This is a genomic window from Ruegeria sp. AD9, from assembly GCF_056542305.1.
In genome coordinates this window covers 392,266-415,982 of record NZ_JBQFZP010000001.1, presented here as the reverse complement: position 1 = coordinate 415,982, position 23,717 = coordinate 392,266, and the positions used below count along the sequence as shown (strand labels likewise).

The 23,717-nt window shown below is 57.5% G+C and carries 25 protein-coding genes; 16 read left to right on the top strand and 9 right to left on the bottom strand.

Features of this window, described 5'->3' with window-relative positions; translation table 11 throughout:
* The first annotated feature begins 3 nt into the window (after nt 1–3).
* From der to ACR0AM_RS02040, 3 genes are all read left to right on the top strand, one after another.
* The gene (gene der, locus ACR0AM_RS02050; protein ID WP_480603195.1) at nt 4–1,467 is read left to right on the top strand and encodes a ribosome biogenesis GTPase Der; all 1,464 of its coding nucleotides are present in this window, start codon (nt 4–6) and stop codon (nt 1,465–1,467) included.
* Between the two features lie 165 nt (nt 1,468–1,632).
* Complete coding sequence (locus tag ACR0AM_RS02045) at nt 1,633–2,616, top strand: fatty acid desaturase (protein WP_480621982.1); 984 nt, start codon at nt 1,633–1,635, stop codon at nt 2,614–2,616.
* A gap of 92 nt (nt 2,617–2,708) precedes the next feature.
* On the top strand, nt 2,709–3,275 hold the full coding sequence (locus ACR0AM_RS02040) for a helix-hairpin-helix domain-containing protein (RefSeq protein WP_480480326.1): 567 nt from the start codon (nt 2,709–2,711) through the stop codon (nt 3,273–3,275).
* Nucleotides 3,276–3,333: 58 nt separating this feature from the next.
* Here the strand turns inward: ACR0AM_RS02040 and serS are convergent, their stop codons facing one another.
* Nucleotides 3,334–4,626, bottom strand: a complete 1,293-nt coding sequence (gene serS, locus ACR0AM_RS02035; protein WP_480621981.1) for a serine--tRNA ligase — start codon at nt 4,624–4,626, stop codon at nt 3,334–3,336.
* A 72-nt stretch (nt 4,627–4,698) separates the two neighbouring features.
* A complete protein-coding gene (locus tag ACR0AM_RS02030) occupies nt 4,699–6,363 on the bottom strand; it encodes a mechanosensitive ion channel family protein (protein WP_480621980.1) in 1,665 nt (554 codons plus the stop codon).
* Between the two features lie 201 nt (nt 6,364–6,564).
* Here ACR0AM_RS02030 and yajC point away from each other — a divergent pair, with 201 nt between their 5' ends.
* The 10 genes from yajC to ACR0AM_RS01980 all read left to right on the top strand — a co-directional run bounded on the left by yajC (nt 6,565) and on the right by ACR0AM_RS01980 (nt 13,571).
* Nucleotides 6,565–6,852, top strand: coding sequence for a preprotein translocase subunit YajC (yajC, locus tag ACR0AM_RS02025; protein WP_209503494.1), 288 nt, complete (start codon nt 6,565–6,567; stop codon nt 6,850–6,852).
* Between the two features lie 33 nt (nt 6,853–6,885).
* Nucleotides 6,886–8,547, top strand: coding sequence for a protein translocase subunit SecD (gene secD, locus ACR0AM_RS02020; protein ID WP_480621979.1), 1,662 nt, complete (start codon nt 6,886–6,888; stop codon nt 8,545–8,547).
* A gap of 1 nt (nt 8,548) precedes the next feature.
* Entirely contained in the window at nt 8,549–9,523 is a 975-nt protein-coding gene (secF, locus tag ACR0AM_RS02015) for a protein translocase subunit SecF (RefSeq protein ID WP_480621978.1), read from the top strand.
* Nucleotides 9,504–10,268 (top strand): sulfite exporter TauE/SafE family protein, encoded by a 765-nt coding sequence (locus ACR0AM_RS02010; RefSeq protein WP_480621977.1) that lies wholly within the window; start codon nt 9,504–9,506, stop codon nt 10,266–10,268. Before secF ends, ACR0AM_RS02010 begins: the two co-directional genes overlap by 20 nt.
* A gap of 12 nt (nt 10,269–10,280) precedes the next feature.
* The gene (locus ACR0AM_RS02005) at nt 10,281–10,634 is read left to right on the top strand and encodes an Mth938-like domain-containing protein (RefSeq protein ID WP_480621976.1); all 354 of its coding nucleotides are present in this window, start codon (nt 10,281–10,283) and stop codon (nt 10,632–10,634) included.
* A 144-nt stretch (nt 10,635–10,778) separates the two neighbouring features.
* Nucleotides 10,779–11,393 (top strand): heme ABC exporter ATP-binding protein CcmA, encoded by a 615-nt coding sequence (ccmA, locus tag ACR0AM_RS02000; protein ID WP_480621975.1) that lies wholly within the window; start codon nt 10,779–10,781, stop codon nt 11,391–11,393.
* Nucleotides 11,390–12,046, top strand: coding sequence for a heme exporter protein CcmB (gene ccmB / locus ACR0AM_RS01995; RefSeq protein WP_480473413.1), 657 nt, complete (start codon nt 11,390–11,392; stop codon nt 12,044–12,046). The genes ccmA and ccmB overlap by 4 nt, the downstream gene beginning before the upstream one ends.
* A gap of 61 nt (nt 12,047–12,107) precedes the next feature.
* Nucleotides 12,108–12,881 carry a heme ABC transporter permease gene (locus ACR0AM_RS01990; RefSeq protein ID WP_480473412.1) on the top strand — a complete coding sequence of 258 codons (774 nt, stop codon included), beginning with the start codon at nt 12,108–12,110 and terminating at the stop codon, nt 12,879–12,881.
* On the top strand, nt 12,878–13,036 hold the full coding sequence (ccmD, locus tag ACR0AM_RS01985; RefSeq protein ID WP_209503508.1) for a heme exporter protein CcmD: 159 nt from the start codon (nt 12,878–12,880) through the stop codon (nt 13,034–13,036). The genes ACR0AM_RS01990 and ccmD overlap by 4 nt, the downstream gene beginning before the upstream one ends.
* Nucleotides 13,029–13,571, top strand: coding sequence for a DsbE family thiol:disulfide interchange protein (locus ACR0AM_RS01980; RefSeq protein ID WP_480492951.1), 543 nt, complete (start codon nt 13,029–13,031; stop codon nt 13,569–13,571). The genes ccmD and ACR0AM_RS01980 overlap by 8 nt, the downstream gene beginning before the upstream one ends.
* On the opposite strand, the gene ACR0AM_RS01975 is transcribed toward ACR0AM_RS01980, so the two are convergent.
* Both ACR0AM_RS01975 and acnA read right to left on the bottom strand, forming a co-directional pair.
* Nucleotides 13,566–14,267 (bottom strand): SDR family NAD(P)-dependent oxidoreductase, encoded by a 702-nt coding sequence (locus tag ACR0AM_RS01975; RefSeq protein WP_480492952.1) that lies wholly within the window; start codon nt 14,265–14,267, stop codon nt 13,566–13,568. The genes ACR0AM_RS01980 and ACR0AM_RS01975 overlap by 6 nt on opposite strands.
* A 135-nt stretch (nt 14,268–14,402) precedes the next feature.
* On the bottom strand, nt 14,403–17,093 hold the full coding sequence (acnA, locus tag ACR0AM_RS01970; protein WP_480621974.1) for an aconitate hydratase AcnA: 2,691 nt from the start codon (nt 17,091–17,093) through the stop codon (nt 14,403–14,405).
* Nucleotides 17,094–17,319: 226 nt separating this feature from the next.
* Here acnA and ACR0AM_RS01965 point away from each other — a divergent pair, with 226 nt between their 5' ends.
* Nucleotides 17,320–18,021, top strand: coding sequence for a DUF1223 domain-containing protein (locus ACR0AM_RS01965; protein WP_480603212.1), 702 nt, complete (start codon nt 17,320–17,322; stop codon nt 18,019–18,021).
* Here the strand turns inward: ACR0AM_RS01965 and ACR0AM_RS01960 are convergent, their stop codons facing one another.
* The 5 genes from ACR0AM_RS01960 to purB form a co-directional block, all read right to left on the bottom strand.
* Nucleotides 18,022–18,945, bottom strand: coding sequence for a lysophospholipid acyltransferase family protein (locus ACR0AM_RS01960; protein WP_480603213.1), 924 nt, complete (start codon nt 18,943–18,945; stop codon nt 18,022–18,024).
* Nucleotides 18,946–19,065: 120 nt separating this feature from the next.
* On the bottom strand, nt 19,066–20,166 hold the full coding sequence (locus tag ACR0AM_RS01955) for a flagellar motor switch protein FliG (protein ID WP_480621973.1): 1,101 nt from the start codon (nt 20,164–20,166) through the stop codon (nt 19,066–19,068).
* A gap of 69 nt (nt 20,167–20,235) precedes the next feature.
* Entirely contained in the window at nt 20,236–20,778 is a 543-nt protein-coding gene (locus tag ACR0AM_RS01950) for a tetratricopeptide repeat protein (protein WP_480621972.1), read from the bottom strand.
* 102 nt (nt 20,779–20,880) lie between these two features.
* On the bottom strand, nt 20,881–21,033 hold the full coding sequence (locus ACR0AM_RS01945) for a hypothetical protein (protein WP_480517497.1): 153 nt from the start codon (nt 21,031–21,033) through the stop codon (nt 20,881–20,883).
* Between the two features lie 124 nt (nt 21,034–21,157).
* The gene (gene purB, locus ACR0AM_RS01940; RefSeq protein ID WP_480621971.1) at nt 21,158–22,462 is read right to left on the bottom strand and encodes an adenylosuccinate lyase; all 1,305 of its coding nucleotides are present in this window, start codon (nt 22,460–22,462) and stop codon (nt 21,158–21,160) included.
* 354 nt (nt 22,463–22,816) lie between these two features.
* On the opposite strand from purB, the gene ACR0AM_RS01935 reads away from it, so the two are divergent.
* Complete coding sequence (locus tag ACR0AM_RS01935) at nt 22,817–23,377, top strand: hypothetical protein (protein WP_480621970.1); 561 nt, start codon at nt 22,817–22,819, stop codon at nt 23,375–23,377.
* 11 nt (nt 23,378–23,388) lie between these two features.
* Nucleotides 23,389–23,706 (top strand): hypothetical protein, encoded by a 318-nt coding sequence (locus ACR0AM_RS01930; protein ID WP_480621969.1) that lies wholly within the window; start codon nt 23,389–23,391, stop codon nt 23,704–23,706.
* Nucleotides 23,707–23,717 lie beyond the last annotated feature (11 nt).

Genomic DNA, 23,717 nt, shown 5'->3' with positions numbered 1-23,717 from the left:
ATCATGTCGCTGACCCTCGCCATCGTGGGGCGCCCGAACGTGGGCAAATCCACATTGTTCAACCGCCTCGTAGGCAAACGTCTGGCGCTGGTCGATGATCAGCCCGGTGTGACGCGTGACTTGCGCGAGGGCGAAGGGCGTCTGGGCGATCTGCGCTTTACTGTGATCGATACGGCCGGACTTGAAGACGCGACAGATGACAGCTTGCAGGGCCGGATGCGCCGTCTGACCGAACGCGCCGTGGACATGGCCGATGTCTGCCTGTTCATGATCGACGCGCGGGTCGGGCTGACGCCCACGGATGAGATGTTTGCCGAAATCCTGCGCAAGCGGTCCAAGCACGTGATCCTTGCGGCCAACAAGGCCGAAGGCAGCGCAGCGGATGCCGGGGTGCTCGAGGCATATAACCTGGGTCTGGGTGAACCTGTGCGTCTTTCTGGTGAACATGGCGAAGGGATGACAGATCTTTATGCTCGGCTTATGCCTTTGGCCGATGCAGCCGAGGAAAAGCAGGTCGAAGAAGCCCCAAAAACCGATATTGAGCTGGATGAAGACGGTGAGGGCGAAATGCCCCTGATCACGTCTGCCAAGCCGTTGCAGGTGGCCGTGGTTGGCCGTCCGAATGCGGGCAAATCCACACTGATCAACAAGATCATCGGCGAAGACCGCCTGTTGACGGGGCCCGAGGCCGGGATCACCCGTGACGCTATCAGCCTGCGGATCGATTGGGCCGACCCGGACGGAGAAAGCACTCCGATGCGGATCTTTGACACAGCAGGAATGCGCAAGAAAGCAAAAGTACAGGAAAAGCTGGAAAAGCTTTCGGTGTCAGACGGTCTGCGCGCGGTGAAGTTTGCCGAGGTTGTCGTCGTACTTCTGGACGCGGCCATTCCGTTTGAACAACAGGACCTGAGAATTGCCGATTTGGCCGAACGCGAAGGCCGGGCTGTTGTTGTTGCCGTAAACAAGTGGGACGTCGAGGAAAACAAGCAGGAAAAGCTGCGGGAACTGAAAGATGCCTTTGATCGCTTGCTGCCGCAGCTGCGCGGGGCCCCTCTGGTTACCGTCTCGGCGAAAACGGGTCGCGGGCTTGAGAGATTGCGCGCCGCCATCCTGCGCGCCCATGACGTCTGGAACCGCCGTGTGCCAACCGCGGCGTTGAATCGGTGGCTGACTGCCATGCTGGAACAACACCCGCCGCCAGCCCCACAGGGCCGCCGCATCAAGCTGCGCTATATGACCCAGGCGAAAACGCGGCCGCCGGGTTTTGTTGTGATGTGTTCTCATCCCGATAAGATGCCCGAAAGCTATACCCGCTATCTGGTCAACGGGTTGCGTCAGGACTTTGACATGCCTGGCACCCCAATCCGCCTGACGCTGCGCGGGCAGGGCGACAAGAACCCATATAAGGGTCGGCGCAAGAAAAATGCGGGCGCGCTGGCCAAGCATCTCAAGGGCCGCGCGTAACTGCGCCAATTTTCAGCATCTTACCTCACGGGGGCGTGACAGTTTCTGTTCTCCGCGCTAGCATTCATGCGTGTGCATTTGTTTGGGCACGCACTGCTTGCATGCGGACTAGCCGCACCTAGATTTGAACAGAAAACTGAACGGCCATCGTAAGGAGACGGCTGGATGGATTTGAGGGAATATACAAGACATTACGCGGTGCAGGACAACAGATTGGCCGCGGCAAGTTATTTTGGCACATTTGCGGTGTATTTTGCGTCGCTGACCCTTGCGATCACCTTTGTTGATCGCTGGTACATCATGATACCCGCCGGGATCGTGTTCGCCTTTGCCGCAGTACGGCTTTATGTGCTGCAACATGATTGCGGGCATCACTCTCTGTTTGAAACACGGATTCAAAACGAATGGGCAGGGCATGGCCTGTCTCCCTTCACTTTCGCCCCGTTCGAGGTGATGAAGCAGAACCACAATCTGCACCATGCGGGCATCGGAAATCTTGAACATCGCGAGACAGGTGAAATTCATACGATGACTCTGCGAGAGTGGAATGCGGCTGATTGGAAAACGCGTTTTTTTTACAGGCTGTATCGCAATCCGTTCATCCTGGTTCCGGTCGGCGCGTTGTTCACCTACTTCATCCGATACCGCTGGCCCAAGAATACGGCGCGTTTTGGCGCTAAAGGTGTGGTGTTGCACAACCTGTCAATCATCGTGTTTCTAGGATTGTTGTATCTGATTGCGGGTATGACCGGCATTTGGGTCTGGTTGGTGTTTTCCTTTTTGGGTGGAATGCTGGGCGTCTTCCTTGTTTATCTTCAGCACAACTTCGAAGATACCTATTGGGATCGCCGCCCCGATCTGAACCCTCAGACAGCAGCGCTTGAGGGATCATCCGCACTGGATTTCGGATGGTGGTTCGATATGGCTGTGGCCTGCATCACGTTGCACGACATCCACCATTTCAACGCGCGTATCCCATCATATCGCCTGCGTGCCTGCCACTATAACCTGCCGCCGGAATATACCCCCCGCCGGATCAAATTTCCCGAGGCCGTGGCCGCATTGAACCTGAAGCTATGGGACGAAAATGCCAAGCGCCTCGTACCCTTTCCGAGAGACAACCGAACCGCTGGTCTTGCCCATAACTAAGCTGGCAGAACAGAGGCGACCACCACACAGCTTGCGGGCTCGTGTATCTTTTGTATATACGAGTCGGTAACGAGACAGAGAGAGGACCTATAATGACCGCAGTGACCGACATAAAAGGTGTAGGAGAGGCACTTGGCCAGGCCCTTGTTGCCAATGGCTTCAAGACGGCCGAGGCGATAGCCAAGGCCACTCCTGCTGATTTGGTCAAGGTCCCTCGGATCGGTGAGGCGCGCGCGCTGGTTTTGATTGCATCTGCCAAAGATGCCGTTGCTGCAAAACCGCCTGCTGCGAAACCGGCAACACGCCGAACTGCGGCCCGGACGCCCGCGACGCGCAGACCGACCGCACGCAAAGCCGCACCCCGCAAAACAATCGCCGCAGCCGCAGCCGAGAAACGGGTCGAGGAAGCCGCACGCAAGGCGGCAGAAGAAAAAGCAGCCGCTGAAAAAGCCGAGGCTGCTGAAAAGAAAAAGGCCAAAGCCAAGGCTAAGGCCGAAAAAGCCGCGAAGAAGCGCAAAGAGATGGAAGCCGCCTTTTCCAAGGCCAAAGACAAGGTGAAAGCCAAGTCCAAAAAGGACAAAAAGTCAAAAAAGGACGGAAAAAAGAAAGACGGCAAGATAGGCGGAAAGAAGAAGGACAAGAAAAAAGCGAAGAAGTAAAACCTCTTCGCCTTCAGTTGATGTCCTAACCGGTGCCTGACGGTGCCGGTTTTGTGTGTCAGGCCAAAGTACCGTCAAGTTGCAGGGTCAGCTTGCCGCCCAGATAGGGGCCAAGTACCTCGGGCAGCGAAACAGTGCCGTCTTCATTCTGCCCATTCTCCAGAACTGCGATCAGACAACGCCCGACAGCCAGACCGGAACCGTTCAGAGTATGAACAAATTCGGGTTTGCCACCACTTTCAGGCCGGAAACGGGCATTCATCCGACGCGCCTGAAACGCACCTGTGGTCGAGACCGAGCTGATCTCGCGATAGGTGTCCTGTCCGGGCAGCCACGCTTCGATGTCATAGGTGCGGCGCGCGCCAAAGCCCATATCACCGGTGCACAAAACAACAGTGCGATAGGGGATACCCAGCTGTTCCAGCAGATCCTCGGCGCAACGCAACATGCGCTTTTGCTCGTCATCTGACGCGTCGGGATGGGTGATCGAGACCATCTCGACCTTTTCGAACTGGTGCTGGCGCAGCATCCCTGCGGTGTCCTTGCCCGCACTTCCGGCCTCGGATCTGAAACAGACGGTATGGGCGGTCATACGGATGGGCAGGGCAGCCTCTTCAAGAATGTCACCAGCCACTGAATAGGTCAGCGTAACCTCGGAGGTCGGGATCAGCCACCAGCCATTGGTCGTCTGATAACTGTCGTCGCCGAATTTAGGCAATTTATCAGTGCCATACATCGCCTCATCCCGGACCAGAACCGGTGTCTGCATTTCTGTCAGACCGTTCTTGTCGATATGTGTGTCCAACATGAACTGGGCCAGCGCGCGGTGGATGCGGGCAACCCCCTTGGACAGATTCACGAACCGGCTGCCGCTTGTTTTAGCGGCGGTTTCGAAATCCATCGCGGCTGCGACGGCGGGAATGTCGTAATGCTCTTTCGGTGCAAAGCTGAAATCACGCGGGGTGCCCCAGCGGTTGACTTCGACATTGTCGTTTTCGTCCGCGCCTTGCGGCACGTCATCGGCGGGCAGGTTGGCGATGCGGGCCAGTTGATCGGTCAGCAAGGCATCCAGATCCTTGGCCTCGGTCTGCATCCGGGCGACTTCGGCCTTTTTCTCGGCGACAAGCGCGCGCAGGCGTTCGAATTCAGCCTCGTCGCCGCGTCCCTTAGCAGCGCCGACTTCCTTGCTGGCCTTGTTTTGTTCGGCCTGCGCGGTTTCGGCGGCCAGAATCTTGGCACGCCGGCTTTCGTCCAGCCTCAGCAGATCTGACGACACCGGCGCGTCCCCACGGCGCGCTAGGGCGGCGTCAAAGGCGGCAGGGTTTTCGCGAATGGCGCGGATGTCGTGCATGTCTCAGATCCTTGAATGCGTGAATCACTGAACCCGCTTATGCACCATCTGCAGGGCAGGGTGTAGCACCGGTTACGACTTATCAGCGTCTTCGTGGGTTTCATGCGTCAGGTGGCCATCCCATGCCCCGGTCGGTATTTTTGGCTCGGGCGGGTCAGCCACATAAGAAGGCGTCATGATCTGCACATTGTTCTCGTTAAATACAGCGACAATGTTTCGATGCAGGTCCGAGCGGATTTTGGGGATGATGCTGCCACGGGTGGTGTAGCCGTTGATCTGATAATTGATCGCGTAATCGGCCAACGCGGTCCACAACACAAAAGGTTCGGGATTGACCTTGATACCTTTGGTGCGGTTGGCGGCCTCGATCAGCATCGCCTCTACCTTCTCAGGGGGTTCTTCGTAGCCGATGCCGACTGTCGTGTGCAGTAATAGTCCGTCACCATTGGTTTTCTTTGAAAAGTTAACGACATCTGAGTTCATCAATTGTGCATTGGGGATCGAGATCAGCTCGTTCTTGATCGACTTCAGGTGGGTCTCCATCAGTTTAATCTGAACCACATCGCCGATGTGGTCCCCGATCTGGATACGGTCACCGATCGAGGTAGACCTGCGGTAAATCACAAACAGCCCGGCCAGCATGTTGGACACGACTGAATTCGCGCCTAAAGACAGCATGGCGCCAACCAGAATGGTCAACCCCTGGAACGCGGCAGAATCTGAGCCCGGAATATAGGGAACCGCAAACACCAGCGCGATCAAAATAACGACGACACGGGCGATGTTGAACGTCGGGTTGACCCAGTGTTTTTCGAAATCACCCATTTCGAACGAACCGGCTTCGACCGCATCAAAGAACACGCGCAGCCCTTTGATGATGTACAACGTCACCCATGTGATCAGGCCCAGCATGATCAGATTGGGGATATAGCTGAGGATGCCCCGGAAGATAAGCAGCACGGGCTCTGTCAGATAGGTCAGCAGAAGCTGTGCGAAATATCTGGTTTCCGCAAAAGCCAAAAGAACAAAGGACAGGTAATAGTAGAAACCGAGAAAGAAGATGATCAGCAGCACGAAGTTCAGACCATAGCGGATAAGGGCCGCGATTGCTTCGGCCTGAACACTTTTGGCTGTCGCCGTTTCGACATCCTTTAAATAGCGCTTTACCAGCTTCAATGTGCGACGCCTGATCCGACGGTGCAGCCACAGGATAGTGACAACAAACAGGGCAAATCCCAACGTCCAGGCAGCCGCTTCGATAGCACCGGAAACGCGCGCCTGATCGGTTCGGTTGGCTCGGTACGCCTCAATGGATTGTTTGATCGCATTGCCATGCAAAACGCTCAGAACACTTAGTTCCATCTGATCCAGTTCAGCGTCAGCTTTAGTAACGATCGAGATTCTTTGACCATCGGCCAGAATCCAGGTGCCAAACTCGGTCTCTTCATAGGTGATCTCGACCAAAGGTGCTTCCGACGCTTCCGCAACCGCAATGATCTTGTTCTGTACGTCCTCGGCGCGCTCCGGAGCAGGCAGAGCGCTTGATCCTCGCACCTGAAACAGAACGTCCCCGTCCACGATGACCGGGGCCATGAACGTGTCCGATCCCGCAGTCTCGGACAGGGGGGATTCCGCGGGTGCTTCCTGCGACAAGGCCGCACTGGACAGCCACACGCTCACCGACAGGGCAGTCAGTAAATAAAGCAACGAAAGGAAAGGTTTGAGTGGCCGCGTCATGTGTCCCCCTTCGGATAAACTATACCCGGTATTGGTTATGTTCCTAGGGCATATCTGCAACGCTTTGCCCGTCGTTGCCGGGACATGCCCGTTTTCAGGTGGGTTACATGACCGCCTTTGCTTGCAAACCGACATTTCAAAGCATAGGTTCCGCCCAAATTTGCGGAACTGTGCCGCAAGACTAGAACAAAGGAATGTCCCATGGATGGTGGCGCAATCGCCCAGTTTCTCCCGCTGATCCTAATCTTTGCGATCATGTATTTCCTGCTGATCCGTCCGCAGCAAAAGAAGATGAAGGAACATCAGGCCATGGTTGATGCCGTGCGTCGCGGTGATCAGGTGATCACTCAAGGGGGCGTGATCGGCAAGGTATCGAAGGTCAAGGAAGGCGATAACGAGATCGAGGTCGAAATCGCCGAGGGCGTCAAGATTCGCGTGGTCAAATCGACCATCGCCCAGGTTCTGAACAAGACTGAGCCGGCGAAGTAACTTCGCGCGACAATTCCTTGAAAAGGCAGGGTAATGCTGCAATTTGATACCTGGAAGCGGGTTCTGATCTGGCTGGTCTGCGTGACCGGCCTGCTCATGGCCCTGCCAAACGCATTTTACACGCGGGTCGAACAATCCAACGACGCCAAGGCCGCGATCGAGTTGGGCAACGACACACCCCAGATGCAGGCTGAAGCCGCGCAATGGCCGAGTTGGTTGCCGTCATCCCTGGTCAATCTTGGCCTCGACCTGCGCGGCGGCGCGCATTTGCTGGCCGAAGTACAAGTACAAGACGTCTACGGCTCCCGGATGGAGGCAATGTGGCCGGAAATCCGCGACGCCCTGCGCGATGAACGTGCCACGGTGGGAACCATCCGCCGTCAGGACTCGGCTGCGGATGAGATTCGCGTGCGCATTAGCCAGCCCGAAGGAATGCCACAGGCATTGGAGGTTGTCCGCGGTCTGGCCCGGCAAGTGCAGACCCTGACAGGTGTAGGTGCCACAGATATCGAAGCCCGCGCGGATGGTGACACAATTGTTGTTCAACTGTCCGAAGCAGAAAAACTGGCCTCGGATGACCGCACGGTGCGTCAGGCGTTGGAAATCATCCGCCGCCGGATCGACGAAGTCGGTACACGTGAGCCCACAATTCAGCGTCAGGGGACGGATCGTATCTTAATTCAGGTGCCGGGTATCGGCAGTGCGGGTGAACTGAAGGAAATTATCGGAACAACAGCACAGTTGACCTTCAACCCGGTTGTCGGGCGCGGAACCGATCCGGATGCCGTAGCAGGCGTCGGTGAAAAAGTCGTGCCGTCGATTGACGAAAACGAAGTCTATTACACCATCGAATCCGCTCCGGTCGTGACAGGAGAGGAACTGGTCGACGCCCAGCCGTCCTTCGATCAGAACGGCCGCCCTGCGGTCAGCTTCCGATTCAACACATCCGGGGCACGCAAGTTCGGGGATTATACCCGTGACAATATCGGCGCACCCTTTGCCATCGTGCTGGATGACGAAGTGATCTCGGCCCCCGTGATCCAAAGCCATATCCCGGGCGGGTCGGGCATCATCACCGGTAACTTCACCGTTGAGGAAAGCACCAATCTGGCCGTCCTGTTGCGTGCAGGTGCTTTGCCCGCAGGGCTGGAATTCCTGGAAGAACGCACCATCGGGCCCGAACTGGGGCAAGATAGTATCGACGCAGGCAAAGTTGCCACAATCGTGGCCTTTGTCGCCGTGCTGGTATTCATGGCGCTCAGCTATGGCCTGTTCGGTGTCTTCGCCAACATCGCGCTGATCATAAACGTGGGTCTGTTGTTCGGTTTGCTGTCCCTGATCGGCGCAACCCTGACTCTGCCGGGGATTGCAGGGATCGTTCTGACGGTCGGTATGGCGGTGGATGCCAACGTACTGATCTTTGAACGCATCCGCGAAGAACTGAAATCCGCCAGAGGTCCGGCCCGCGCCATCGATCTGGGTTATGAAAAGGCGCTGTCGGCTATTCTGGATGCCAACGTAACCACCTTCATCACCGCCGTTATCCTGTTTGCCATGGGCAGTGGCCCTGTGCGCGGGTTCGCAATTACACTGGGCCTGGGTATCCTGACATCGGTCTTCACCGCGATCTTCGTGACGCGCCTGATGGTTGTCATTTGGTTCGAACGCCGCCGACCAAAAACGATCGAGGTTTGACATGAGACTGAAACTCGTACCCCAAAGCACCTCGTTCGACTTTTTCAATCGCTGGAAAATCTGGCTTGGAATCTCCGGCCTGATGATGGTGATTGCGTTCACCTCATTTCTGCTGCAGGGGCTGAACTTCGGCATCGATTTCCGCGGTGGAACCACGATTCGGACCCAAAGCGCACAAGTGATCGACGTAGGTGTTTACCGCGATGCTTTGTCTCCGCTGCAACTGGGTGACGTCTCCATCACCGAGATTTTTGATCCAAGCTTCGGTCCCGATGAAAATGTCGCAATGATCCGTATTCAGGCTCAGGAAGACGCCGAAGCGGTCACAGCAGACGTGATCACCCAGGTCGGCGAAGCGCTGGCTGCCGCAGACCCCGGACTCAAACTGCCGTTTGAAAGTGTCGAATCCGTTGGTCCAAAAGTGTCGGGTGAGCTAATTCAGACGGCCGTTATCGCGGTTGTCTTGGCCATCGGTGCCGTTCTTGTCTACATCTGGCTGCGTTTTGAATGGCAGTTTGCACTTGGGGCGGTTGCCGCATTGGTGCACGACGTGATCCTGACCATTGGCATCTTCTCGGAACTGCAAATCCGCTTTGATCTGGCGATCATCGCGGCGTTGTTGACCATCGTCGGCTATTCGCTGAACGACACCGTGGTCGTCTTCGACCGGGTGCGCGAGAACCTGCGGAAATATAAACAGAGAGATCTGAAAGAGGTTCTGAACTTATCGATCAACGAAACCCTGAGCCGGACGGTGATGACCTCGGTCACAACTTTGTTGGCGCTGATCTCGCTTTATCTGCTGGGCGGGGACGTCATCCGCGGATTCGTCTTCGCGATGATCTGGGGTGTCGTCGTCGGGACCTATTCGTCGGTCTTCGTGGCTTCGACCATCCTGCTTTGGCTGGGGGTCAAGCGCGACTGGTCCAAACCGTCGAACACGGCGGGCAACCAGTTTGCCAATATTGATGCCTGAGGCCCTGCAACAGGCCCTGGCCCTACCGGGCCTCACTTGGCTGATCCTGACTATCGGAGCCGCGGGACTTGTCCGCGGCTTCACAGGTTTTGGCACCGCGATGATCTTTGTGCCGGTGGCGACCCAGTTCCTGCCTATTGCAGATGTGGTCTTTCTGATGGCCGCCACCGGAATCGCATCAACATTTGCCTTGGCGCCTCAGGCGTGGCGGGATTGCGACAAGGTCGAAATCAGCACTCTGGGCTTTGCCGCAACCGTAACCGTTCCATTGGGGCTGTGGATCATGGTGCAGGTGGACTCGGTTGCGTTGCGCTGGGTTGTCTGTGGCATCACCGGTCTGACCCTGCTGGCCGTGGTTACCGGCTGGCGATGGGAGGGGAAACTGGGACTACCCGGACGTCTCGCCATCGGCGGCAGCGCAGGCGTTGTTGGCGGCATGACCGGGTTGACCGGTCCGGTTGTCATCGTGTTCTATCTGGCCAGTTCCACAGACGTCCGCAAGATTCGCGCCAACACCATCATATTTCTGGCATTGCTGGACGTTGTCATCGTTTTCAACATTCTCATCAGCGGTGCCGCAGATTTGTCGATCCTATGGATTGTCCTGCTGCTGTGCGTGCCTTATCTGATCACTACGCTTATCGGCAAAGCACTGTTCGACCCGAGACTCGAACGGATCTACCGCCTTGCGGCCTATTCGGTCATCCTGATCGCCGTCATTTCCGGGCTGCCGCTTCTGGATTGAAGAAGGGACATCATGCGTCTGAATCAGATTACTTTTACAGATGCCAAACCCGTTGACGGTTATGGCCCCGGTTTTTTCCGAATTGGCGGTGATGTCTTCCACGGCGCTATCCTGACAGGCCCGGCAGGCCCTGCAGAGTGGGGCGGTTATGACGACCGACACCCCCTTCTGGAATTGGTGGGCAGGATCGACGTCCTGCTCATCGGTACGGGCGCGGACATGGCCCACATCCCTCAATCCCTGAGGGTTGAGCTGGAGAATGCCGGACTTGGTGTCGAAATCATGAACTCCCCCGCCGCCTGTCGCACCTACAACGTGCTGCTCGCTGAAGGCCGTCGTATTGCACTCGCGCTGATCCCTGTCTGACAGGATCCTCTTCATCTGGCCGAAATTATCCCAGGGAGTGTGAGGGGCTGGCCCCTCACTCCGACATGAGGCAGCGGTGGTGCGCTGGCATCCTGCGGCAAATCTCGCCTTTTGCCCCTGCTGACAATCCGTTAAGCGGGTCTCATGACTTTGACTGTAACAGATCTGTCGATCACCCGTGGCGGTATTCCCGTCCTTGAGGGCCTCAGCTTTCAGCTGCCGCCGGGCAAAGCTCTGATCCTGCGCGGCCCGAATGGTATTGGCAAAACGACCCTTCTGCGTACGTTGGCTGGCTTGCAGCCTCCGCTGGAAGGCAAGATCGAAGGGGCCGAGGACCAGATCGCCTACGCGTCCCATTCAGACGGGCTCAAACCGACGCTGTCAGTGACGGAAAACCTGACATTCTGGGCCTCGGTCTTTGGCACATATGACATCCAGCCGGCGCTGGACGCATTTGACCTGAACGAACTCGCCGACCGTCACGCCGGCAACCTGTCGGCAGGTCAGAAACGGCGTCTGGGGCTGGCGCGGATGCTGGTCACAGGGCGGCCGATCTGGATGCTGGACGAGCCGACCGTCTCGCTGGACAGAAACGCTGTGCAAATGTTTGCCGACGCTGTGCGGGCACATCTGGGGCAGGGTGGGTCAGCCCTGATCGCCACCCATATCGACCTTGGCCTAGATGGCGAGGTTCTGGACGTCGGTCCAAACAAGGCCAAACCCAAACCCATCGACGATTTCGACGGAGGTTTCCTGTGATCGCCCTGTTGCTGCGCGACCTGAAACTGGCTTTCCGCGCGGGCGGCGGGTTTGGGCTGGGTCTGGCCTTCTTCCTGATCGTGACCGTGATGGTGCCGTTTGCGGTGGGGCCGCAATCCTCGCTTCTGTCCACGATTGCGCCCGGTGTGCTCTGGCTGGGGGCCTTGCTGGCTTGCCTTCTGTCGCTTGACCGCCTGCTGGCACTGGACTGGGAAGACGGCTCGCTGGACCTGCTGGCCACGGCACCGCTGCCGCTTGAATCGGTTGTCACAGTCAAGGCGCTGGCCCATTGGCTGACCACTGGTTTGCCGCTGGTTCTGGCCGCGCCGTTTCTGGGCGTACTTCTGAACCTGCCGGTGCCGGGGTTCTTCTGGCTGGTCATCTCGCTGTTGATAGGTACCCCGGCCATGAGCGTCATCGGGACATTTGGTGCTGCGCTGACCGTTGGTCTGAAACGTGGCGGGCTATTGCTGTCGCTTCTTGTGTTGCCGCTTTACGTCCCCACCTTGATATTCGGGGCCGAAGTTGCCCGGCGTGGAGCAACAGGGATGGAGGTGCAGACACCACTGCTGATGCTGGCCGGGATCACGGCGGCGACCATTGCATTGTTGCCCTTTGCCAGCGCTGCCGTGCTACGTATCAATCTGCGGTGAACCGCGACAAGTTTGATGGATGTCAATTGAGAACCACCCCAACTCGGACTAGATAGGGCCCATGTCAATCGCAGCCAAAGCCAACGCCCTCTGGGAATATGCCAACCCTCGCAAGTTTCTTGAAACCAGCGAACGGGTCCTGCCGTTTTTCTGGATCGTCTCGACCATCTGCATCGTTGTCGGTCTGACATGGGGCTTTTTCTTTACACCGGACGACTACAAGCAGGGGTCGACCGTCAAGATCATCTATCTGCATGTTCCGGCGGCCCTGATGGCGATCAATTGCTGGCTGATGATGCTTGCCACCTCATTGGTTTGGCTGGTGCGTCGCCACCATGTCAGCGCGCTTGCGGCACGCGCTGCTGCACCGATCGGGATCGTAATGACCCTGATAGCACTGCTGACGGGGGCCATCTGGGGACAGCCCATGTGGGGCACATGGTGGGCCTGGGATCCGCGTCTGACATCGTTCCTGATCCTGTTTCTGTTCTACCTTGGCTATGTCGCCTTGTGGGAAGCTATCGAAGATCCGGATACCGCAGCCGATCTGACCTCGGTTCTGTGTCTGGTGGGGTCGGTCTTTGCGATCCTCAGCCGGTATGCGGTGAATTTCTGGAATCAGGGCCTGCATCAGGGCGCATCGGTCATGCGGGCGGGGGCCGTTACCGGGGCGGATACGGAAGAGAAGGTCAGCAATGTCTTTTTCTACCCCCTGCTGGCCTGCATCATCGGATTTGTTCTGCTGTTCATCGCATTGGTGTTGTACCGCACCGGAACGGAAATTCGCGCCCGTCGTATCAAGGCGCTACAGGCACGGGAAAGGGTGGGCGGATGATCCCCGATCTTGGAAAATATGCAGACGCCGTTTTGTCGTCTTATGCCGTTTCCATTGCCCTTATCGTGGCACTGGTTGCGTTCAGCGTGATGCGCGGGCGCAAGGTGCGTGCGGAAATGGAGAAGGTCGAACAGAGGATGTCGCGCAATGGCTAAAATCTCGCCCCTGATGATTGCGCCGCCTCTGATTTTTGGCGCATTCGCGGTTCTCGCAGGCATCGGCATGTTTCGCGAAGATCCCAACGCCTTGCCCTCGGCCCGCGAAGGGCAACCGGCGCCGCCCGTGGTTCTCACCGAGTTTCCGGGAAAGACCCTTTTCGACGATGAAACGCTGCGCAACGGAGAGGTCAAGCTGGTCAACTATTGGGCCAGTTGGTGCGCGCCATGCCGCGCCGAGCACCCCAACCTCGAGGCTCTGGCGGCTGAAGGCATCCCGGTTTACGGCATCAACTACAAAGACAAGCTGAGCAATGCCGAGGCTTTCCTGGATGACCTTGGTGATCCGTACACCGCCATGGGCCGCGACGAACAGGGCCGAATGGCGATTGACTGGGGTCTGTACGGCGTTCCCGAGACCTACGTGATCGACGGTGACGGAACGATCATTCTGCGCTTTGCTGGCCCGATTACGCAGCGTGTCATTGCAAGCACCATCCGGCCTGCGCTTGAGAAAGCTGCGGGCGGTTCATAAACGATAGCCTCCCGTTACGGACAAAACTTCACCTGTGATGAACGAGGCCGCGTCCGACGCCAGAAACCTGATCACTTTGGCTATATCCTCGGGCCGTCCGGCCCGGCCCAACGCAGTATCCTTCACGAAAAGTTCTGTCAGTTCTTCCGAACGAGGCGCTTCAGGAATGTTGATCGCACCGGGGGCCACAGCATTGACGCGTATCCCGTTTGGCCCCAACTCTTTGGCCATGGCACGGGTCCACAGGTTCAGAGCCGCCTTGCTGGCACCATAAGTGACAGCATCACGGGGCGGCAACACTGCATTCATCGACGAGATACTGACAATGGCGGCGCCCCGTTCCAAATGTGGCAAAGCTGCAGCCAGCAAAGCAGCGGGGACTAGCAGATTCATGTCCAGAATGGCGCGATGCTCCTCCGCTTGGAACTCCTCTTTTGGCGTCGATCGAACCAACCCAGCATTGTTCACGATCACATCAAGTCGTCCAAACCGCTCCATCACTTGCGCAATCACCGCCGCAGGTTGATCAGGAGCCGTCAGATCCGAACGGATCGCCAAAGCTTCCCCCCGCAATAGCGTCGCCCGAGGGTTGGTGGACAACCAAGTGAACGCCACCCTATGGTCGCGGCTCAACTCCTCTACGATGGCGTGTCCAATACCCCGCGCCCCGCCTGTTACCAACGCCACCTTTTCCATAACCACCTCCTGTTTTCAGAGTGCCGCGTATATCCAACTTCTTCTGCTGAATAAAACTTCGGAGCGCGAGGCAGAGCCTTGCAAAAGAAAGGACGCCCGAAGGCGCCCTCAAAACTTACTTATTCGCTGCGTACCTCAGCCAGCCTTCGCCAGATTTCTCAGCACGTAATGCAGCACGCCGCCGTTTTCGATGTATTCGATCTCAGGCGCGGTATCGATCCGGCATTTCAACTGGATGGTCGTCTCAGCCCCATCTGCATAGGTGATGGTGCAGGGCACGATCTGCAACGGCTCGACCGTATCCAGACCGTGGATCGAGACGGTTTCGTTCCCCTTCAGACCCAGGGTTTTGCGGGTATCTCCACCGGTGAATTCGAACGGGATAACGCCCATGCCAACCAGATTGGACCGGTGGATTCGCTCAAAGCTTTCCGCAATCACGGCTTTGACACCCAGCAGTGCGGTGCCCTTGGCCGCCCAGTCACGGCTTGAGCCCGCGCCGTATTGTTCGCCACCAAACACGACCAGCGGGGTGCCATTGGCCTGAAAGGCCATCGAGGCGTCGTAGATTGATGTCTGTTCGCCATCCGGGCCTTTGGTATAGCCGCCCTCAACTCCGTCCAACATCTCGTTCTTGATGCGGATATTGGCAAAGGTGCCACGCATCATGACTTCGTGGTTGCCCCGTCGCGAGCCGTAAGAGTTGAATTCGCGCGGTTGAACCTGACGGTCGGTCAGGTATTTGCCCGCCGGCGTCGTTGCTGCGAATGACCCCGCGGGTGAGATATGGTCGGTGGTCACCATGTCGCCCAGAATGGCCAGAACTTTGGCGCCTTCGATATTCGAGATCGTGCCCGGTTCCGCCCCCATACCCTGGAAATAGGGCGGGTTCTGGATGTAGGTCGACGTTGGCGGCCAGTCATAGGTTTCCTGTTGCGGAACCTCTACGCTTTGCCATTTCTCATCGCCCTTGAAGACGTCCGCATATTTCGACTGGAACGCTTCGCGGGTTACGGTCGCTTCAACCAGTTCCGCGATTTCGCTTTGGGTCGGCCAAATGTCCTTCATGAAGACGTTGTTGCCGTTCTTGTCCTGACCGATAGGTTCGGACGTCAGATCGATGTCGAGCGTACCTGCCAGCGCATAGACAACAACCAACGGCGGCGAAGCCAGATAGTTGGCGCGGACATCCGGTGAGATACGGCCTTCGAAATTACGGTTGCCGGACAGAACCGACGTGGCGACAAGATCGCCCTCGGAAATGGCTTCAGAGATTTCTTTCTGGATCGGGCCCGAGTTGCCGATGCAGGTGGTGCAGCCGTACCCAACAAGGTTGAAACCGACCTTGTCCAGATCTTCTTGCAGTCCAGCGGCCTCAAGATAGGCCGATACAACCTGCGAACCGGGTGCCAGCGAGGTTTTGACCCAAGGCTTGCGGTTCAGACCCAGCGCTGCGGCTTTGCGGGCCACAAGGCCTGCACCGATCATCACGTAAGGGTTCGACGTGTTGGTGCAGGAGGTGATCGAAGCAATTACAACCTTGCCCGACTCCATGGTGTAGTCTTCGCCCTTGACCGCGACTTCCTTGCCCATCGGGCGCTTGAAGGTCTCTTTCATTTCCTTGGTGAAAGCGGCCTTGGCGTTGGTCAGCGCGACGTAGTCCTGCGGGCGTTTCGGGCCTGAAATTGCTGGAACGATTGTGCCCATGTCCAGCGACAGAGTGTCGGTGTAGATCGGTGCATAATCCGGGCCTCTCCAGAACCCGTTTTCCTTGGCGTAGGCTTCGACCAGCGTGATGCGGTCTTCGTCGCGGCCGGTGTTGCGCATGTAGCGAAGGGTTTCGCCGTCGATCGGGAAGAAGCCGCATGTTGCGCCGTATTCCGGCGCCATGTTGGCAATGGTTGCACGGTCAGCCAGCGGCAGGCGGTCCAGCCCCTCGCCATAGAACTCGACGAACTTGCCCACCACGCCCTTGGCGCGCAACAATTCGACAACCTTCAGAACAAGGTCCGTACCGGTGGTGCCTTCGACCATCGAGCCGGTCAACTCAAAACCGATCACCTCAGGGATCAGCATCGAGATCGGCTGACCCAGCATTGCAGCCTCCGCCTCGATTCCGCCAACGCCCCACCCCAAAACGGCCATGCCGTTGACCATGGTGGTGTGGCTGTCGGTGCCAACCAGCGTGTCGGGATAGGCAACTTCTTCGCCGTTCTGATCGGTGTCCGTCCAGACTGTCTGCGCCAGATATTCCAGGTTCACCTGATGGCAGATACCGGTGCCGGGAGGCACTACGCGGAAATTGTTGAACGCGTTCTGACCCCATTTCAGGAACTGATAGCGCTCCATGTTGCGCTCGTATTCGCGGTCGACGTTCATCTGGAACGCACGCGGGTTCCCGAACTCGTCGATCATGACCGAGTGGTCGATAACCAGATCGACCGGGTTCAGCGGGTTGATCTTCTGTGCGTCACCGCCCAGGCCTTTGATCCCGTCGCGCATGGCGGCCAGATCGACCACCGCGGGAACACCGGTGAAGTCCTGCATCAGCACGCGGGCAGGGCGGTACGCAATCTCGCGCGGGTTCTTGCCGCCATTGGCACCCCATTCGGCAAATGCCTTAATGTCATCGACCGAGACCGAAAAGCCGCTGTCTTCAAATCGGAGCATGTTTTCCAGCACGACTTTCAACGCGGCAGGAAGGTTGGAGAAATCACCCAAACCGGCCTGCTGCGCAGCGGGGATTGAATAGTAGGAAATGGACTTGCCATTCACGTTCAGGCTGCGGCGTGTCTTGGCGGTATCCTGTCCGACTTTAATGGGCATCGGGTGGCCTCCCTTCTCAAATGACTTGGATTTCGGGCATCGCTGAGTGTTATCTGCATCACCCAAGCCGTTGGTTCAAGGTTCAATAGCACTGGATGTACAATTTTGTATACCATTGCACACATTTAGGCGGAGAATTGCAGATGCCGCCCTCAAGAAACGTTGATTGGCGGTTGAGCGGCAAAACGGCTATCCCAGAGAACACCCGTTCAATCCGAGAGTTTTTATGTTCAAACCCGCTGCTTTGACCGCCCTCGTATCCTGCTTGTTCGCCACCCAATCCATGTCCGGTGAGGATCCTGTGGTGGTTGAGCTGTTCACCTCACAGGGGTGTTCATCTTGCCCGCCGGCGGACCGGATCATGCATGAGCTGGCGAAACGCGACGATGTCATCGGGCTGGCACTGCATGTCGACTATTGGGATTACATCGGCTGGAAAGACGAATATGCCGATCCTGATCACACGTTCCGGCAACGGGCTTATGCCCGTGAAAACGGAAAATCCATGATCTATACGCCCCAGATGATCATAAATGGTCAGCACGATATCGTCGGCGCTCAGGCTCAGGAGCTCGACCGTCTGATTGATGCGCATCTAACGGCCGCCCCCGAGGCAGCGGTGACCGCGACCCGAGACGCAGACGAAGTGACCGTGAGTGTGACACCTGTGGAATTGCCCGAAGGTGAGACCTATGACGTGCGTATCGTTCAGTATTCGCCCCTGCGCCATGCCTCGATCCGTCGTGGAGAGTTAGCCGGGCGGGAGTTGGATTATGCCAATGTTGTCGAAACCTGGCAGATTGCGGGCCAGTGGGATGGGCAAACACCGCAGACTTACTCGGCGCAGCTGGAACTAGACTTGCCAGCCGTCGTGCTTGTGCAAAGGGCCGGTCACGGGCCGATTGTTGCCGCGACATGGGCCAAGTGATCAGGGCAGGTTGTCCGGTTGGACGCCAAGCCCGTTCCAGCTTTTCCAGCGCCGATGGATCCAGAACCACTGTCCCATATGCTGCCGCACGATCTGTTCCAGATCGTCATTGGTGAACTGAGTCATCGTCTTTGGGTCCGTGTGCGGAACGGGATCATGCAGGATGATTTCAAAGTCGATGCCATTAGGCTGGCGCACGGCATAGCACGGTATAAGTACGGCCTTGTACTTGATGGCCAGTTCTGCGTTCAACACGGATGTCACGGCAGGCTTGCCGAAGAATGTCAGCTCTTCGCCCCCCAACGCATGCAGGTCGGATACGATAGCGATAATTCCACCGTTCTTGAGTGACCGGACCATTTCGACCATACCGCGCCGCCCCTGTTCGAACATCGGCGCGCCGGTTTTGTAAAAAGCTTCGACATAGGCGTCGTTGAAATAAGGATTGGCCATCCGCCGGTAAAGGCATCCTATCGGTTTGCCGCTGTGTTTCTGCAGGGCGACGCGTGCGGCCAGATAGTGACCGAAATGCGCCGTGATCATCATCACCGGGCGCCCTTCGGCGATCGCGGCGTCAAATGCAGCAATACCGGGCCCGGATATCTTGGCGTTCACCTGACGTTCGATAAAACCTTCGGGTGAGAAATGCTCCATTATTGCCCGACCGGCATTATCCGACACGTCACGATAGATCTTTGTGATCTCGACGTCAGACAATTCAGGGCAGGTGAGCTTTAGATTCCGGCGGACGCGGGTGCGAAATCCAACGACGGGTGCAAGGGTTTTCATGATTGCACCCATGGTCGCTATGCGCCTTTCATAAGGAAGCAGGCGCATAGCGCTGATGATTCCCTGCAGGAACATATTGGCGACATAGTATTTTCCAAGCTCAAACCGGCTGAGCTCCGACTTTTCGACGGGCATGGAGGTGTCTCACCGCGTGTTGCGAAATGTTGCCTAAGACATACAACCCGGTACCCGTAACCTCAAGCACCCAAGCGAAATGGCCGCCCCAACGATTTTGTGGGAGCGCCTGTTCCTGCCTCAACCCGTGCTTTCGTCTTCTTCCTTTTCAATCAGCGTAATTGTTCCGGCGTCAGACAGGGCACGAACCGCCCCAACAATCTGGGTCATGGCATCTTCGGCCTCAGATTGCTTGACCCGCCCGCGTTCCGCGATTTCCTCGCGCAGGTTATCTGCCATACGAGAGGAGATATTCGACAGCAGAAACTCGACAGATGCCTTGTCATCATCCGCGGCGGCACCAGCCAGTGCCGCGACCAGAACAGGCTGATCGACTTCCCGCAATATCGCTGGAACATCACGGGGCGAGATCCGGCTGGAGATATGGGCGAAGGTAAAGATCGACCGGCGCACCAGATCGGCAAAATCAGCGTCGTCCTCATCCAGCGCGTTCAGCAGGTCGTCGCGCGTGGCAGACGCAGACTGGTTCAGAATTGCACCCACCCGCGCGCCCGGACCGTCATTGAAGGCCTGAACAGGCCGCTGATCCAGCTGAGCAGCCAGTGACCAGCCAATACGCTCAACCGCTTCGGGTGTGACATTTGCTGTTTTCGAGATTGCGTAAGTGATCCGCCGCGCCACCGGACCCGGCATATGGCCCAGCATCTGCGCCGCCTGTGCCGTATCCATTTTCGATAGCATCACAGCGGCCACTTCGGTGCTTTCCGCCTGTGCCATGGCCGCAAGGTCCTGGGCTGGAATGTCGTGCAACCTTTGCCAGGGATCACCGATCTGACGAACTCCGGCAATTTTGCGCAATCGCGCCGCTGTTGCGGGTGTGATTTTTCCACTGACGGCATCCAAGGCCCCGGCAAGCCCATGTGGAAAGGCCAGACCGACATTGTCCAGGGCTTCGCTGAACTCCTGTGCCACGGCACCCAGGGTCACGCGATCCACAAGACCCATTTCCCCCAATTGATGTGTCAGTTTTTCTTGCAGGTCGTCGGGAAGCTCCTCCAGCGGAAGATCGGCGCCTTCGTTCAACAACAGGCGCACGACGACGGCCGCCTTCTGACGGCTGGTCAAAGTCCGGGGAACAAGGCGCGGGCTGTCGCCACCCCCTGCGGAAAACGGGGCCGAAGCCCCTTGAACCGTCTGAATTAATGCGTTGGTGTTTTGCATCTGCCTGTGGAGCCAAAGTTTTCGAACCACAGGCAGATTAGAGAGAGTCGGGTTAAATAACCCTGAACCTTAATAACTGTATGTCAGACCCGTTCGGATCGCTTCACGCAGCGACGCCTCGGCCCAGGTGCCTTCTCCGCCACGGGCCTTTATTTCGCGCCATTGCTCGATCGCCAGATCGGTTCGGCCGTCGGACACAAACCCCTGCGCCATGTAGCTGCGCGCCAAAAGATTGTCTGGGTTGGCATTGATCGCGTTTTGATAAAAAACATTTGCCAGTTCAAGCTCGCCCATCTTGCGATAGGTGAAACCCCAATAGGTCAGGACACGATCATCCTCCTGATCCATGATGCGCAGAATGTCCTGAGCATGCCCGTATTGCCCGTCATAGGCCAGTTCGCGGACGGCATTATACAGCTGATCATCTGTCAGGTTTGACTTGTCAGGTTTGACGCATTTTCCACGGGTTTCGTCATATACACGGCCGAACAGGCATTTCTTGGTTGTATTCGTCGGTTTCGGCGGGCTGCTGCTGTCACCACCTGCAGCATGGACAGCTGGCGCGAAGGCAAAGGCTTGCAATGCAAGGGCAGAAGCTAACAAAAGGCGCATTTCTTTACTCCGTTCTCGGGGCTCTTATTGAAATCATAGTGCGATCTACAAAAAAGCTAACAGGGGAACGGACGCTTTTATTCACGAACTGGACAAAAATTGTCAGCTGTTGACAGATTTCGCGCAGCTTTTTGTTTCAGTATCCCACGCCGTACCGGGAGCGCAGGATTGGGTCTGTTTGGAATGCTGCTCGCAGGCAAGCCCGGCCGAGGCCACAAGAACCAGTGCCAATGCGCTTAGGATTGTTCGGATCATGATGTTTCCCTCGTATGGAAAAAGCACATGCAGGATACCGCATTTCCGTTGATCTGGCAAAAACAAGGGGGGGTGCCCTGCACGTGGCAGAGCACCCCCGGCTAATAGACTGAAAAGATTTCCGTTATTCGCCAAACACGCGCGCAAAGATCGTATCGACATGCTTGGTGTGATACCCGAGGTCGAATTTCTCTTCGATCTCTGCAGGGCTGAGTGCGGCTGTTACATCAGCATCTGCCAACAGTTCTTCTTTGAAGTCGGTGCGGTGTTCCCAAACCTTCAACGCGTTGCGCTGTACCATGGCATAGGCGTCCTCGCGGCTTACGCCCGCTTGTGTCAGTGCCAACAGAACCCGTTGACTCATAACAAGGCCGGGGAACTTGTTCATGTTCTCGATCATGTTCTCGGGGAAGATCAGCATTTTGTCGATCACGCCTGTCAGCCGTGCCAGCGCAAAATCCAGCGTGATCGTGGCATCTGGACCGATCATGCGCTCGACCGAAGAATGCGAGATATCGCGTTCGTGCCAGAGTGCGACATTCTCCATCGCCGGTATTACGGCCGCGCGGACCATGCGCGCCAGACCGGTCAGGTTCTCGGTCAGTACCGGGTTTTTCTTGTGCGGCATCGCCGAGGAGCCTTTCTGGCCCATCGAGAAGAACTCGGCCCCCTCCAGCACCTCGGTCCGCTGCATGTGGCGGATTTCGATGGCGATGTTCTCGATGCTGCTGGCGATAACGCCCAGCGTGGCAAAGAAGGCCGCGTGGCGGTCGCGCGGAATGACCTGCGTGCTGATCGGCTCAGGCACCAGACCCAGCTTGTCACAGACGTGTTCCTCGACCGCGGGATCAATATTGGCAAAGGTACCAACCGCGCCGCTGATCGCTCCGGTGGCGATTTCCTCACGTGCATCGCGCATCCGGGACAGGTTGCGGTCCATCTCGGCGTAGAAGCGGGCAAAGGTCAGACCCATGGTTGTCGGTTCGGCGTGGATGCCGTGGCTGCGTCCGATACGAACCGTGTTCTTATGTTCCATCGCGCGGCGCTTGAGCGCGGCCAGAAGCCCTTCCAAATCGGCAATCAGGATGTCGGCAGCGCGGGTCAGCTGTACGTTGAAACAAGTGTCCAGCACGTCCGAGCTGGTCATGCCCTGATGCACAAAACGCGCCTCTTCACTGCCGACATGCTCTGCAAGATGGGTCAGGAAGGCGATAACGTCATGCTTGGTGACGGCCTCGATCTCGTCGATGCGGGCGACATCGAATTCCACATCCTTGGCTTTCCAGACAGCGTCCGCATTTTCGCGCGGGATCACGCCCAGATCCGCCATGGCGTCGCACGCGTGCGCCTCGATCTCGTACCAGATGCGGAACTTGGTCTCGGGCGACCAGATGGCGACCATGTCGGGGCGGGAATAACGGGGAATCATAGGCGACGGCACCTTTTTTGCAGATTGGATGAGGCGTTGGCGCGGGGTTTAGCCGCGTGCGGGGTAGGGAACAAGATGCGAGAGCGCATATGAGACGGTTTGCCCTGATTCTTGCCGTCTGTTCGGGCTTTTCAGCAGCAGACGGGTTCGGGAAACTGTCTTGCAAAGGACTTGGTGCGGCAGTGACGGGCAGGGTGCCGCTACAAGGCAGGTTTTGTACCCGCACTGGTTCTCACGGGATCATGCCGCCAGTTGGGGTTGATGCCCGTCTTGACCTTGCTGCCAAGCGATGCTGGACAAACAGCACATTGACTGTTCAATCTGAAAGGAAGGAAATAATCAGGTTATTGAGATATGCGTTTGTTTTCACGTTCGATACTTGCCCTCTGTGGTGCATTTTGCGTCGGCGCAGCTGCACCAGCACTGGCTGACACACCCGTGACCTACACCGAGGAAGGCCGAGCGCTTTTTCGGTTTGACGTACCCGACTTCTGGATCCTTCGCACCGGCGGCCCGCGCGAGATTGAGGATACCGAACTGGGCGACGCCCGCGCGGTCGCGCGGGTTATGGGGCTCCGGCCGGTGACAGACGACGCGGTGTGGATGGGTTTCGTATCACCTGCGGGGGTTGGAACAATTCAGGGCGGCGTCCGGTACTTGCAGGATATCGACAGGTTTCTGGTCAAAGACCCGACGATGACCAGCACCAGCGATACCCGTATTGGCGGGTTGCCAGCACGCGTGTTTCGGGGCACCGGGCACCGGGACGGCAAGGGGGTAAGCTTTACCGCCACCGTCATTGACCTTCCGCAAGGCCGGGTTGCCATAGCAGTTGCCATTCTGCGGGACGGAGCAGACCCGAGTTTTGCTGATGATCTGAACGCCGTATTCGCGTCGTTCCGGGCGCTTCAGTAAGGGAGGGGACAATGAGCATTAGACTGATCAAAAGGATGTCCCTTGCGCTGGGGTTGGGGACCGCGACTTTGACGCTGTCGGCCTGTGACGGTGTGACAGTTGGGGTCGGGTACGGGTATGACCCGTTTTACGACTCGATGCTGTGGAACGACTACTACCATGACGTGGATGTGGACATTGACATAGATCGCCCCAACCGGCCTGATCGACCAGTGCGCCCCGAGCGTCCGAAACCACCTGTGGCCAAACCTCCCGCGCGCCCGCGCCCACCAGTGGCGCGTCCGCCGGTTGCCCGCCCGCCCATTCATCGACCGGGCCCGCGGCGCTAAGGAACAAAAGG